We start from the raw sequence: 13,281 nt of genomic DNA, 5'->3' as shown, positions 1-13,281 counted from the left end.
CAAAGAACAGTTTTTAACGGTTAGATATTTCCACTGATTTGTGTTATAGATGCAGAAAATGGTTATCAATTAATGTAACTCAATAATAAGCCGATATAAAAGTTGATATATTAGGCTGACTTAAATCCACATTATTTATGTGGCGTAATCAAAGGCGATTGAATGCTCGGCATAACATTACAGGTTGATGACACAGACCAATATTTAGACTTAAATATTGACCCAGACCTTGTTAAAGATAAGGTTGAAGCGAACGTTATCTTTGAGCTTGTTCAAAAAAGTGAGTTTAAGTATTTCTTTATATTTGATGAAGATATCATTGAAGCAGTCAACAATTATCAATCTGCAACCAAAAATAACACCTCTGAACTGATAGAACATCGAATTGGTGAGCGTAGAGATACTCAAATAAAATTTAGGATTGTTGAAGACCAATTATCTGCCTACTTAACAATAACGACTGGTTACGCGGGTAAACTCCCATCAGTTAAATCATTGCTAAAAGAATTAAATACATTCGGTATAAAACGCGGGATCAGCAAAAAACGTTTGCTCAATTTAGTTCAGCAGTCTGCACAAGCTTTTCCAGGTGAAGTTTTTGAAGAACTGATTGCCAAAGGTTTAGCGCCTAGAGTAGGTAAATCATCTAAGTTGAAACCACTCGTACAAAATGCTCTAGATAGGATTTTAAAACCGCAAACAATGGGCTCTACCCGTGTTGACATGCGTAACTTAGGTGAGATTATATGCGTACAAAAAGACACTGAACTTCTTCGCAGAATGCCACCAACTGAAGGCAGAAGTGGATTTACAGTGGGTGGGGATATTATCGATGCCAAATCAGGTGAATGGGTTAAATTTAAACCCGGTGATGGCACGGTTATCAGTGATGGTGATGAAAATTTATTGCTGGCAGATATCTCTGGCATGCCCAAATTTAAAGATCAAAAAATGTGGGTTGACAATATTTTCACTTGTAAAGGTGTCAATGTAGGTTGCGGCAATGTGAATTATGATGGTTCGGTTCTCGTCAATGGTGATGTAACTGAAAAGATGGAAATCCATGCTACTGGAGATGTCACAATCAATGGTTTTGTTGAGTCTGCCACTATTCATGCAGGCGGGGATATCATTATTACTGAAGGCGCCATGGGAAAAGTGAACGATAGCGCCACTGAATACAGTACCAGTTTAACGTCAAAAGGTAGTGTCCATGTTCAGCATGGTCAAGGCTTAGATATTCATTGTAAAGGAAATGTGACCGTTGGCAGACAACTAGCATACAGTCGAATTAACTGCGGAGGAAAAGTGACGGTCGGTGCCATTGATAAGCCGAATGGCAATATTTTCGCCAGCACAATTACATGCCAAGGTCCAGTGACTGCAGGCACTTTAGGTGCCGTTTCAGGCAGTAACTTAAGTATCGATTTTAGTGAAGGTTTCAATACTTTATTGGAACGCATAGACACACTCGACGAATTTTTAAATAAAACAATACACAACAATAATCGGCACTTAGAGCGTATCAATTTAATTAACTCTAAGTTCATTCCAAAAGATATGCAGGGACGAGTTGAAGAAGCTAACCAGTTGTTTCAAATTGAAAAACAATTGCTGGCTTGGCTTCAAAGCAAGTCTAAAGAAATGCACAAGACCAAAGAGCTATATCAAACTGACATTCGACTCATCGCCAATAAACGCCTTTATCCGGGTGTAGTGGTTAAATTAAATAATCGCACTTGGCGAGCTGACCGAGAATACGATAGGGCCAACATTTGTTTTCACGGACATCAGTGGCATGTTGAGCCACTGATCTAATTTTTTATCTTTAATATTACAATCTTGTTAACAGACTAGAGGTATCCCATCGGCCTCCTCCTCTTCTCTGAACATCGGCATAGAACTGATCCACTAATGCAGTTAATGGCAGTGTAGAGCCATTTGTTTTTGCTTCATTTAGGGCGATATCTAAGTCTTTACGCATCCAATCAACGGCAAACCCAAAGTCAAACTGACCTGCTAACATAGTCTCAAATCGATTTTCCATTTGCCACGACTGTGCTGCGCCCTTTGAAATAACATCTATTACTGCACGACAATCTAATCCAGCATTTTTTCCAAAACTGAGTGCTTCGGCCAATCCTTGAACTGCTCCAGCAATGCAAATTTGATTCATCATTTTAGCCAGTTGACCGCTCCCCACAGCACCAAGCAATTGGCTAAACTTGGCATAACAATCTATAACCGGCTCAACAGAATTGAAATGGTCTTTTTGCCCGCCTACCATCACAGTTAATTGGCCATTTTCAGCGCCCGCTTGCCCACCTGATACTGGCGCATCTAAAAACCCAACTCCGACCTCTGAACATATTATCGCCATCTCTCGAGCGACTTCTGCTGAAGCGGTAGTATGATCAACTATAATATCTCCAGCATTCACACCTGCTAATACACCATGTTCACCTAACATAACGGAACGTAGATCATCATCGTTACCCACACATATCAAAATCACATTAGCTTGCTCTGCAGCCAGTTTAGGTGTTGCGACCCTATTTCCTGAAAACTCATCAACCCAAGCTTGAGCTTTTGTTATGGTGCGATTAAATACTGTGACTTCATGACCTGACTTTTTACAATGTCCAGCCATGGGATAACCCATGACACCTAATCCAATAAACGCTATTTTTTGTACCAATTTACTTTCCTTAATCAGGGCTTACCTAAATTTTAAATTATTGACTTAAACAGTTGAAACACTTCTAGATAATGACAATATAGCTAACACCTATATAAAAGAGAATAATTATGTCGGACACCATATATCAGTTTGATGCCATATTAAATAACGGCGAAAATATAAATTTTAATGACTATAAAGGCAAAGTGTTGTTAATAGTTAACACCGCAAGTAAGTGTGGTTTTACCCCACAATATGATGGATTACAGAGCTTATATAAACAATTTAAACCCCAAGGTTTAGAAGTGCTTGGTTTTCCATGTGACCAATTTGGTCATCAAGAGCCTGGAGCAGATACCGAAATCCAAGAGTTTTGTAGTCTGAATTTCAATGTCAATTTTCCTTTATTTAAAAAGATTGAGGTTAATGGCCCTAACGCAGCCCCAGTATACAAATATTTGAAGGAAGGGGCACCAGGAGTAATGGGTAGCAAAAGTGTCAAATGGAATTTCACCAAGTTTTTAGTCAACAAACAAGGCAAAGTCACTAAACGATATGCGTCTACTACCAAGCCTGATGAAATGATGAAAGATATTGAAAAATTACTAGCGGAATAATGCAATTCACTATTATGCATCTTTCTGGGCAATAATTAAAAAATATTTACCCAACCACATATATGGCTCAGTTGAGCCATATTTAATTTCTAACTGTTTTAGTTGCGCATATTCGTTGGTTTGTTTCTCTGGTTGTTTCAAATAATCGTGAAAACAACGGATACCCGCTTGTTTTATGATCTGAACAGGTAAACTATCAAGTTGAGATAAAATAATTTTAGGTTTTTGTGGGTTTTTGGGGCTTAACCGCACAATGTTTTTACTCACCATGCCTTGTTCTACATAATCAAAATTGCCATACAACATATTTCCAAACAACTGTGCATCATAGTTAAAAAAGCTAAGAGATAAATACCCACCCGGTTTTACTAAATCCACCAGTTTTCGTATCACTTCAAAAGGATCTTGTAACCACTCTAAAACGGCATGACAAACAACCAGATCATATTGTTTTTTAGGACTTAAGGACAAAATATCCATATGCTCAACAACAAGATTATTATTTTCACCTAATTTGTTTTTAGCCAAAGATAATACTTCTAAAGAGATATCGGATAATGTCACCTTGTGGTCTAAATCAAGCATGACTTGTGTCATTACACCTGTCCCCCCTCCTGCATCCAAAACATCTAATGGCATTAGCTTTAGAGGAATACAATCATGAAGATGATGTACTAACAACTCATGGCGTAATCGCCCTTTTGTGGAGCCATAAATGTTTTTTTCAAATTTATCTGCAAACTTATCAAAACTTTGATCTTTCCTATCATTATCCATTTATCGGATGTGCCTCAAGCTGGATTATCGATGTCTACAAAGACAGACTCGATTTCTAATTTTTGTTGAATATACTCACCCAACGCTTTTACCCCATAACGTTCGGTTGCATGATGACCAGCAGCATAAAAATGAATGTCCATTTCCCGCGCTGTATGTATAGTCTGTTCTGATACCTCACCGGTGATATAAGCATCAATGCCTTTTTCAGCAGCCAAATCGATGTAGCCTTGACCACCTCCTGTACACCAAGCCACTGTTTCAATTTTAGTTTTATTTGCTGGCTCGTGTAACGGGATTTTAGTTAGCATATTAGTTAACAAGTTAGTCAATTCGTTCGGACAAATGCCTCCCTCAAACCTGCCTTGCATAACCACAGATTGAGGGTTATTTTGTTCTAAAGTTGAGATATCCACAATACCTAATAATTTAGCCAATTGAACATTATTACCAAGTGATGGGTGAATATCCAAAGGCAAATGATAGGCATAAAGATTAATATTGTGCTGCAATAAAGTCTGTATTCGTTTTCTTTTCATACCTGTTATACAAGGCGACTCACTTTTCCAAAAGTATCCATGATGTACCAAAATGGCATCTGCATTAATTGATACAGCGTGGTCAATTAATGCCTGAGAGGCAGTCACGCCTGTGACTAACTTAGTCACCTTACTGTTGCCTTCTACTTGCAAACCATTAGGGCAATAATCATTGACTTTTTCTGGCTTTAATAACGAATTAAGAAATTCTAATAATTGACTGTTTGATACTGACATTGTGTTTCCTACTAATTTATACACATAACGAATTGAGCAAAATTAGACATTATAAGTAAAAAAAGGTATAAAACCTGTCCATATTTTGAAAATAAACATATAAAAGGCAAAGACCTGATTATGAGTAAATTGGATAAGGATCAAGTAATCGCGGCTTTTACTGAAGCTTACACTGCAACAAATGGTAAAGCCCCCACAATCGAAGCCAAAGGTGGCTGGTATAGTGTTGGTGGTGGTAAAAATATACGTTTGGCAGATTTGGATGCAATGATCCCTGAACTAGGCACCTCTACTCCAACAAAAACAGCCACAGCGAAAAAGCCGGCTGTTGAGAAAAAATCAGTTAAAGCACCGGTTAAAAAGAAAGCTAAAAAATCTGACTTTTCAGTGAAGTCATTTTGGACTCAGAAAATTTTAGAACAAAGTTCAGTTTCTAAATTACCCAGATAAGACCCCTAAGCTTCAATATAAAAAAAAGCCCCGTGGTTATCTATCACGGGGCTTTTTTTATTGAGTTAAGATGTTAATTATCTAAGCTGATTGGTATAAAACTGCTTTACTATTGGAAATGACGTTCTCTTTTGGTTTCTATGGTGTCTATATAACCGTGCCAAGTCGCATATCCTATAAGCGGCATCAGAAAAATAAAGCCTACAAACCATGTAGCAAAACCAATCAATACTGCGAGTAAAATGATAAATGCCCATAACATCATAGGGCCTTTGTTGGTCCAAACAGCGTTCATGTTAGTTAATAAAGCGGTAGCTAAGTCGACCTTACGCTCCATTAATATTGGCTGTGTAAACGCACTGAGGAAAAAGACTAATAGTGTGAAACCAGCACCAACTACTGTTCCTACCGCTAAAAATGGTAATAGATTTTCAAGGTTTTCATCCAAGTAAGGGGGATATAAAGCGTGGATCAATGAGGCTACCCGTAACCAAAAAATCATTAATACCATGAGTAAAATACCTAAGCCCCATTCATTAACCGCATTGCGCTTGATTGCCTTAATGCTATGCCATAAAGAAGGCACGTGATTTTTTTCTAGCTCCCAGCTCACATCGTACATACCTGCGGCTAAAAAAGGTCCTATCAACATAAAACATACTATGGCTGGCATGATCACCAAGTGCCAACCTGTTAACTGTACTAAATAGGTTATAAACCAAGGTATCAGGGTAAATATCAAACCAAAAAACAGCGTTAAAACAGGAGCCCTACTCGCATCTTTGAGACCGAGCACCAACCACTTAAAGGGGTCACTCATTGATAATTGTTTACAAGGAATAACGCGAGCAATATCACTATCAGCAATTGCGTTATGGGGTGTTTCTTTAAAATGTTGTGACATAGCTAGACTCCATAAAACCTGAAAACAAATGATTGTTAGATTATTAAACTTACCTTTCAGTTTACTTAAACAATGCAAAAAGTATATAGATCTCGTGTGACAGGCCAACAATTTTTTGTTGGCTGGGTTGTACAAGATAATTTTTGTTACATGATCAGATGTCGATTCAGTTAATAGTTAATTGGATGCCAATGAATATCGGTAGCAAATCTATCAGCCATTTTATGGTTTAGTGCAGAAAAACGAGTAAGAGGTATATCTTCGCCTGAGATACACTGCCAAACAAATTTGTGACAATTGTTTTTTATGACATCATATTCGGAATAACTGAAAACCTGAGAGATAGCTCTGTCAGCAGTCTCTGGAAGTATCAACGGTGTATGATTGTCATCGCAAGCTATGTAAATATTATCACCGCTGCGTTCTTGTAAAAATCTGTTGGGGGATACACCACGAATTAAGCCGTTGCCTTTTAGTTCTAAAATATAGCCATCCACCCATATACCAGTGTGCTCAAATAGGCCATACACCCCACAAGTCACAACAGCACCATTCATAGGATCAACTTTTATATCTGTATTTCCTGGCAAGCGACTAACAGATCCATCCAACCTTTTATCATTTGAATATTTAACACCAGCTAACAATGTTATGGCACTCACACCAAGCCAGATTAAAGGAGCGGGCATATCATTTCACTCAGAAAAGGATGTAACTCCAGCTAAAATCAAAAGAGGTCGAAAATCAAATTTGCATTGTAATTGGATGTAACAGAATCAGTTAACAGTGGGCCAATTTAACATTTTTATATAGCATAGCTAATTTAACACTTAACACCCTTACCCTTGTTGGTTTAATCTGTCGCCCCATGCAGTAGGTTATTCACAATCAATGAAAAAAATTAATAAGTCGAACAAATTAGAAAACGTCTGTTACGAGATACGTGGACCCATTTTGACCGAAGCAAAAAAAATGGAAGATGAAGGTCATCGAATACTAAAGCTGAATATTGGCAACCCAGCCCCTTTCGGTTTTGAAGCTCCCGATGATATTTTAAAGGACGTGATCCATAACCTGCCAAAATCCCAAGGTTATTCAGACTCTAATGGTATTTATTCAGCTCGCGTTGCTGTAATGCAATATTATCAACAGAAAAATGTCAAAAATGTCAAAGTTGAAGATGTGTTTATTGGTAACGGCGTAAGCGAGCTAATTGTTATGGCCATGCAAGGGCTGGTAAATAACGATGATGAAGTATTGATACCCGCACCAGATTACCCTCTATGGACAGCCGCTGTAAGTCTAGCATCTGGTGTACCCATACATTATCGATGTGATGAAACCAATGGTTGGCAGCCTGACATAAAAGATATCCGCAGCAAAATTACTGATAAGACCAAAGCAATAGTATTAATTAATCCTAATAACCCCACTGGCGCAGTATATAGTCCAGAATTATTGCAACAAGTCATTGCATTGGCGCGTGAATTTTCACTGGTTGTGATCAGCGATGAGATATACGACAAGATTTTATATGACGACGCAAAACACCATTGTATTGCATCAATGGCCACAGATATTTTTTGTATTACTATGGGTGGTCTTTCAAAAAACTATCGCATAGCAGGTTTTAGAGCAGGTTGGTTAGTGGTTAGCGGCAACAAATTAATTGCCCAAAGTTACATTGAAGGGCTGAACATTCTGTCATCCATGCGCATGTGTGCAAATGTTCCAAGCCAACATGCCATTCAAACAGCTTTAGGTGGATATCAGAGTATTAACGAACTCATTGCTGACGGTGGACGATTAAAAATTCAAAGAGATATGGCCTTTGAAATGTTAAATGCTGTAGATGGCCTTGAATGTGTTATGCCTAAAGGTGCCATGTATTGTTTTGTTAAAGTAGACGCTGAAAAATTCAATATTACTAACGACGAAACAATGATTTTTGATTTATTGCGCACAGAAAAAATATTATTAGTTCACGGCTCTGCGTTCAATCTTAAAGAAGGGTGTTATTTTAGATTAGTCTTTCTGCCCCATGTTGATGTACTAAAACCGGCATTAGTAGCGATTGCAAACTTCTTCAAAAGCTATAAGCAGGTAAATTAGATACATGAACAACATATCACCTAATCAAAGTCACTTCTTTGCCCATCTATCACGAATGAAATTGATAAACAGATGGCCTTTAATGCGCAATATACGAACAGAAAATGTTCAAGAACACAGTTTACAAGTGGCTATGGTGGCTCATGCTTTGGCACTGATCCGCAATAAATATTTTGATGGTGATTTAGATCCCAATCAAGTAGCCACTATTGCTATGTTTCATGACGTATCAGAGGTGATCACTGGCGATTTACCCACACCGATAAAATATTCAAATCCAATCATACGTGACGAATATAAAAAGATTGAAAAGCTCGCAGAACAAAAGTTGATTAATATGGCTCCAGAGGAGTTTAAAGAAGATTATGCACAGCTGATTGATCACCATCATCATAATAAAGACGTCGCCTTTATCGTTAAAGCTGCCGATGTAATATGTGCCTATCTTAAAACCCTAGAAGAACTTTCTGCTGGAAATAAGGAATTTGAACTAGCCAAAAAACGTTTAGACAAAATGTTGAAGGATTATCACTCAAGTGAAGTCGATTATTTCATGAAAGCTTATGTGCCCAGTTTTAGCTTAAGCCTCGACGAAATTACCCAAGAAGAACATTCATTATATGACTAAACAATGGCTTGATTAACTCAGCAGCATCTGGTCACATAACGTTAAAGTAGTTCGCCTCAAATAATTAAGTGTGGAGCAGATGTAAGTTATGGAAATATGGACACAGCGCAGGCATGGCCAAAAACTTCAACGCCAGGGTGACCATCGCACTTCTTACCAACGTGATAAAGCCAGAATTCTGCATTCTGCTGCATTCAGACGATTACAAGCGAAAACCCAAGTATTAGGTGTCGGCATGAGTGATTTTTATCGCACTCGGCTTACTCATTCCTTAGAAGCATCACAAATTGGCCAAGGCATCGCTGCACAGCTAAGAAGTAAGTACCCTGAATTAACCCAACATCTAGATTTGAATGACACTTTAATTGAGGCGTTATGTTTAGCTCATGATATTGGTCATCCCCCTTACGGCCATGGTGGTGAGGTGGCGCTACATTATATGATGCGCAACCATGGCGGATTCGAAGGAAATGGCCAAACATTTAGAATAGTCACTAAACTGGAACCCTATACCGCTAATCATGGCATGAATCTTAGTAGGCGTACCTTGTTGGGTTTAATCAAATATCCGAACTATCTTCCACAACTTAATCAGCCACCTCAAGGGCAAGAGACAGTGTCCCATAGAGAAGTTAAAGCATCCCTTTGGAATCCTCCCAAAGGTTTATATGAGTGCGATCAAGCTTCTTTTGACTGGTTACTTGAGGGGGTTTCTGCCCATGACTCTCAACGATTTATGCAATTTAAGCAAACCGCCAAAAGTCATCACAAAACCCTATATAAATCATTTGACTGTTCTATTATGGAGTTGGCAGATGATATTGCTTACGCCATCCATGATCTTGAAGATGCGATCGTAATGGGCATAGTCAACCAGTCACAATTTTTTGAAGAAGTAGCAGAAACGTTGCTCAAACTAGACATTGATTGGATGAACCAAAATATAGCGGCGCTCAGCGAAAAACTCTTTAGTCAACATCACCACGAACGTAAAGATGCCATAGGTGCTTTGGTTAATTGTTTTATTACCAATATTGAGATAACTGAAATTGCACCAAAATTTGAGCAAGATTTACTTAAATATAACGCAGTGTTTCCCGCTCCATTTAATCAGGCGCTAAGTATATTCAAGGCTTATGTATTTCATCGTGTTATCAGAAAGCCCGAAATACAAATGCTCGAGTATAAAGGCCAACAAATAGTCATGGAATTATTTCAAGCTTTTGCTTCAGATCCACAGAGGTTACTCCCTGACAACACCTGCCAACGCTGGTTAGAAGCCCATGAAGCAGGGAATGGTCACAGAGTGATTGCCGATTATATCTCAGGTATGACAGATGGTTTTGCTTCCAAATTATACGGCACCTTGTTTATGCCCTCCTCTGCCGCTGTTGCAGAAAAATTTAGTTAATAAAACACGACACAAGAATCACTCAGATTTCCGTGATGAAATTTTGTGCTGAATTAACAGTCTATTCGTTCATGCCAATAGCTGAGTTAAAATTAATGAGAACAACACAAGGTTAAATAAACGAACTAAAACAAACCAGAGTAAAAAAAAGCTTGCATGATGATTTATACAGTACTACTGTATAAACAACCACTGTATATAACATCACTGTTGAGAGATCATTATGGCAAGTTTACATGCGTTTACAAGTAACTCTACTCCACTAGCCACTATGCAAGTGCCTGCAGATAATAGGCATAACAACGATATAAATGTTGAGCATGCAAATAAATGGACTTTTTTAGTGGCCAATCATATTCGATTTTCTGAAAAACGAGTTAATTGCATACGCCTGATTAAACCCAAACAACACTGCTTGTCACTATGGCTAGAAAAAATTGTTACTGGCGGTCAATGTTCAAATTTGTTTGTTGAGCAGCTGTCATTGGATGAAATAAGCTTTAAACGTCTGAAACAACTATGTATTGATTACAAAGTCGCACTAGTCAATTTGATGCCAAACAAAGAGCAAAAAGATAACGTAGTAAAAGGCCCTTGGTAAAGGACTAAGTTTAACAAACACCTATAGGCGCTATTGACTATGTTCCTTCTCATCGCCTAGGCTTGCCTATCAATTTGATTAGGTTACTTGATTTTGGCGACGACTATTAAACACTGCTTTTGTGGTAACGGGTTCACATTTGAACAATGTTGCCAGCCGATTATTAATGGCAAAGTGGATGCTAAAAATGCTGAAGCGTTAATGCGTTCACGTTTTACTGCTTATGTTCTAAAAAATTATCAGTACATCTTAGACACCTACTCATCAGCCAAACGTACTCATATAACTATTAGTGAATTATCAGATAGTGCTCAAGATACACAATGGCTATCTCTGCAAGTCTTAACACACCACTGTCAAACACACACTGCTCAGGTAGAATTTAAAGCCTTCTATCAAGTGCATCATACTTATTATGTGATGCATGAATTATCAGGTTTTATTTTTGAATCAGGAAAGTGGTTGTATAACCATGGGACAATGCAAAAAGGTTCTGGAGAATTTAGTCCAGAACGTAATAGCCAATGTTTATGTCGTAGTGGTAAGAAATTCAAAAAGTGTTGTGGTATGTAGTCAATAACCAAAATGGCATAACACAAATATTTGTCCATTAAGTCAGATAAGTTGTAAGCGCTTAATAAACCGACGTACTTTCCAAGTATAAATATCCTTGTCATAATCTAACAGTTCACAGTAAGCGCTATTGAACGTGCGGGGGTAGCCAACTGGGTTTTGAATTTTTGAAATTCCATGGCAGGAGGTCTTCGATCTTTTCAACCGTGTCAGCATAGGGTAACGCCTTGAACACGGCATTGAGATAAGCGTAAGGTTCAAGCTCATGAATTTTGGCTGACTCAATCAGGCTATAATGGATTGCACTGGCATTAGCGCCTGCTGGGGTATCGGCAAATAACCAGGCGCGCCTACCAACAGCAAAGGGACGAATGGCATTTTCAGCCAGAATATTGCTGAGCCTCAGCCGACCATCCGTACTGTAAACCATTAGCTTTTCCCACTGATTATGTAAATAGGTCATCGCCTTGCCCGTCAATCCTCCTTTGTCGACTCTGGGGCGATTGAGCTCCAGCCATGTTTTCAGCTCGCTGAGTATGGGCACACTTCTTTGTTGCCTGGCCTGATAAATTTCATCCGCGCTTAGCAATTTGATTTGACGCTCTACCACGTACAACTTATTGATAAGGCTCAGTGCCATATCCGCTTTGGTTACCTTGCCTTTCATTGCCCTGGGTTGCCCATCTTTGGCTTCACGGAATTTTCGTCGTGCATGATCCCAGCAACCCACCGAGATTAACTGATTTTGTCTGCATACCTCGTTATAACTGGCACAGCCATCGGTTTGCAGGTAGCCATGGGTAAACCCATCAAGCAGGCGCAAGGGTACCTCCCTGCCACGGGAGGGATCGTATTCAAACAAGACACTTCGTTGCTGCGGTAACCCGCCCAGGGTTACCCACATCCATTTATGTGAAGTGGGCGAACGATCTGGCTCTTTCAATACTTGAATGCGGGTTTCATCCGCACAAATCAGTGGGCCCGAATGTTGATGCTCCCTGAGTAGGTTAATTAAAGGTTGGGCTTGTTTCGACAGGGCAATCACCCAGTTGGCCAGTGTGGCCCTTGATATTTCACCGCCATAACGTTTGATGATGTTTTCAAGTCGATAAAGCGGCATGCCATCGGCGTATTTTGAAATAATGATATAGGTCATCAGGTTGACGCTCCCCATGGCCTTGGGGACAGGATGTTTGATAAGCTGGGCGGCTTTCACCGTGCGGCCATCATCTTGTGTTTTGAAGGTCGCTTTTTCCTGCATGTATTCCAATACACGTACCTGAGCGGGAATGATATCCAGCTCTTCCCTGACTTTGACAAAGAAGGTGTCAATGGCACCCACTTTTTCTTCATCACTCAAATAAGCGAACACCTGAAGGCGGGGCAATTTGTCGGACAGTGGCTTGCGACCGGTTTTGGCCTTTGGCTCGTTGCCTGTAGGTAAAGGTGAGTCGACAGGCTCAGGCTCAGCCACCGCTTCTACTTCATTAAACAGGTGACCTTGCTGTGGTGGTGTTTGCTCAGAGCTGGCGCCAAAACGTTTTGAGTTGGCCAACCGCAAGTACTCTTCAAGCATCGCTATTCGTTTCTTTTGCTCGGCAATGACATCCGTTTTCTGTTCGATGACATCGTCTTTTTCAGACAGCAATGCGGTCATCTGGCTCATCGCATCCAGATGTAATTTTGCTTTATTTTCAGTGTCTTGCGGCGCTAATTTCATGCCGTAAAGTATACCAAATTAGCGCATTGATT

At 39.3% G+C, this 13,281-nt stretch carries 14 protein-coding genes; 8 read left to right on the top strand and 6 right to left on the bottom strand.

Going from position 1 to position 13,281, the window contains the following annotated elements; genetic code table 11:
* The first annotated feature begins 162 nt into the window (after positions 1–162).
* On the top strand, positions 163–1,818 hold the full coding sequence (locus CXF95_RS09530) for a DUF342 domain-containing protein (protein WP_101198437.1): 1,656 nt from the start codon (positions 163–165) through the stop codon (positions 1,816–1,818).
* Positions 1,819–1,834: 16 nt separating this feature from the next.
* On the opposite strand, the gene CXF95_RS09525 is transcribed toward CXF95_RS09530, so the two are convergent.
* Complete coding sequence (locus CXF95_RS09525; RefSeq protein WP_198556540.1) at positions 1,835–2,698, bottom strand: NAD(P)-dependent oxidoreductase; 864 nt, start codon at positions 2,696–2,698, stop codon at positions 1,835–1,837.
* Positions 2,699–2,808: 110 nt separating this feature from the next.
* On the opposite strand from CXF95_RS09525, the gene CXF95_RS09520 reads away from it, so the two are divergent.
* A complete protein-coding gene (locus tag CXF95_RS09520) occupies positions 2,809–3,297 on the top strand; it encodes a glutathione peroxidase (RefSeq protein WP_101198435.1) in 489 nt (162 codons plus the stop codon).
* Between the two features lie 12 nt (positions 3,298–3,309).
* On the opposite strand, the gene CXF95_RS09515 is transcribed toward CXF95_RS09520, so the two are convergent.
* The gene (locus CXF95_RS09515) at positions 3,310–4,074 is read right to left on the bottom strand and encodes a methyltransferase (protein ID WP_101198434.1); all 765 of its coding nucleotides are present in this window, start codon (positions 4,072–4,074) and stop codon (positions 3,310–3,312) included.
* Between the two features lie 14 nt (positions 4,075–4,088).
* On the bottom strand, positions 4,089–4,850 hold the full coding sequence (locus CXF95_RS09510; protein WP_101198433.1) for a Nif3-like dinuclear metal center hexameric protein: 762 nt from the start codon (positions 4,848–4,850) through the stop codon (positions 4,089–4,091).
* Positions 4,851–4,970: 120 nt separating this feature from the next.
* Between CXF95_RS09510 and CXF95_RS09505 the strand changes: the two genes are divergently transcribed.
* On the top strand, positions 4,971–5,300 hold the full coding sequence (locus tag CXF95_RS09505; protein ID WP_101198432.1) for a hypothetical protein: 330 nt from the start codon (positions 4,971–4,973) through the stop codon (positions 5,298–5,300).
* A gap of 109 nt (positions 5,301–5,409) precedes the next feature.
* Here the strand turns inward: CXF95_RS09505 and CXF95_RS09500 are convergent, their stop codons facing one another.
* Together CXF95_RS09500 and CXF95_RS09495 are read right to left on the bottom strand one after the other, a co-directional pair.
* Entirely contained in the window at positions 5,410–6,204 is a 795-nt protein-coding gene (locus CXF95_RS09500) for a DUF2189 domain-containing protein (protein WP_101198431.1), read from the bottom strand.
* Positions 6,205–6,374: 170 nt separating this feature from the next.
* Positions 6,375–6,893 carry a hypothetical protein gene (locus CXF95_RS09495; RefSeq protein ID WP_101198430.1) on the bottom strand — a complete coding sequence of 173 codons (519 nt, stop codon included), beginning with the start codon at positions 6,891–6,893 and terminating at the stop codon, positions 6,375–6,377.
* A 202-nt stretch (positions 6,894–7,095) separates the two neighbouring features.
* Between CXF95_RS09495 and CXF95_RS09490 the strand changes: the two genes are divergently transcribed.
* From CXF95_RS09490 to CXF95_RS09470, 5 genes are all read left to right on the top strand, one after another.
* Positions 7,096–8,316 carry a pyridoxal phosphate-dependent aminotransferase gene (locus CXF95_RS09490; RefSeq protein ID WP_101198429.1) on the top strand — a complete coding sequence of 407 codons (1,221 nt, stop codon included), beginning with the start codon at positions 7,096–7,098 and terminating at the stop codon, positions 8,314–8,316.
* A 4-nt stretch (positions 8,317–8,320) separates the two neighbouring features.
* The gene (gene yfbR / locus CXF95_RS09485) at positions 8,321–8,944 is read left to right on the top strand and encodes a 5'-deoxynucleotidase (protein ID WP_101198428.1); all 624 of its coding nucleotides are present in this window, start codon (positions 8,321–8,323) and stop codon (positions 8,942–8,944) included.
* 88 nt (positions 8,945–9,032) lie between these two features.
* Entirely contained in the window at positions 9,033–10,355 is a 1,323-nt protein-coding gene (locus CXF95_RS09480) for an anti-phage deoxyguanosine triphosphatase (protein ID WP_101198427.1), read from the top strand.
* Positions 10,356–10,578: 223 nt separating this feature from the next.
* Complete coding sequence (locus CXF95_RS09475; protein WP_101198426.1) at positions 10,579–10,956, top strand: hypothetical protein; 378 nt, start codon at positions 10,579–10,581, stop codon at positions 10,954–10,956.
* Between the two features lie 93 nt (positions 10,957–11,049).
* A complete protein-coding gene (locus CXF95_RS09470; RefSeq protein WP_101198425.1) occupies positions 11,050–11,529 on the top strand; it encodes a YchJ family protein in 480 nt (159 codons plus the stop codon).
* A gap of 127 nt (positions 11,530–11,656) precedes the next feature.
* Here the strand turns inward: CXF95_RS09470 and CXF95_RS09465 are convergent, their stop codons facing one another.
* Positions 11,657–13,249 (bottom strand): IS66 family transposase, encoded by a 1,593-nt coding sequence (locus CXF95_RS09465; protein WP_198556450.1) that lies wholly within the window; start codon positions 13,247–13,249, stop codon positions 11,657–11,659.
* Positions 13,250–13,281 lie beyond the last annotated feature (32 nt).

This window comes from Paraglaciecola sp. MB-3u-78 (assembly GCF_002835935.1).
GTDB lineage: Bacteria > Pseudomonadota > Gammaproteobacteria > Enterobacterales > Alteromonadaceae > Paraglaciecola.
The sequence above is the reverse complement of the archived record's forward strand: the minus strand, read 5'-3'. Positions and strand labels throughout refer to the sequence as shown.

Bases quoted from the DNA above. Each gene is read 5' to 3' on its own strand.
- CXF95_RS09530 (WP_101198437.1), top strand. From the start codon at position 163: ATGCTCGGCATAACATTACAGGTTGATGACACAGACCAATATTTAGAC.
- CXF95_RS09520 (WP_101198435.1), top strand. From the start codon at position 2,809: ATGTCGGACACCATATATCAGTTTGATGCCATATTAAATAACGGCGAA.
- CXF95_RS09515 (WP_101198434.1), bottom strand. From the start codon at position 4,074: ATGGATAATGATAGGAAAGATCAAAGTTTTGATAAGTTTGCAGATAAA.
- CXF95_RS09510 (WP_101198433.1), bottom strand. From the start codon at position 4,850: ATGTCAGTATCAAACAGTCAATTATTAGAATTTCTTAATTCGTTATTA.
- CXF95_RS09505 (WP_101198432.1), top strand. From the start codon at position 4,971: ATGAGTAAATTGGATAAGGATCAAGTAATCGCGGCTTTTACTGAAGCT.
- CXF95_RS09500 (WP_101198431.1), bottom strand. From the start codon at position 6,204: ATGTCACAACATTTTAAAGAAACACCCCATAACGCAATTGCTGATAGT.
- CXF95_RS09495 (WP_101198430.1), bottom strand. From the start codon at position 6,893: ATGCCCGCTCCTTTAATCTGGCTTGGTGTGAGTGCCATAACATTGTTA.
- CXF95_RS09490 (WP_101198429.1), top strand. From the start codon at position 7,096: ATGAAAAAAATTAATAAGTCGAACAAATTAGAAAACGTCTGTTACGAG.
- yfbR (WP_101198428.1), top strand. From the start codon at position 8,321: ATGAACAACATATCACCTAATCAAAGTCACTTCTTTGCCCATCTATCA.
- CXF95_RS09480 (WP_101198427.1), top strand. From the start codon at position 9,033: ATGGAAATATGGACACAGCGCAGGCATGGCCAAAAACTTCAACGCCAG.
- CXF95_RS09475 (WP_101198426.1), top strand. From the start codon at position 10,579: ATGGCAAGTTTACATGCGTTTACAAGTAACTCTACTCCACTAGCCACT.
- CXF95_RS09465 (WP_198556450.1), bottom strand. From the start codon at position 13,249: ATGAAATTAGCGCCGCAAGACACTGAAAATAAAGCAAAATTACATCTG.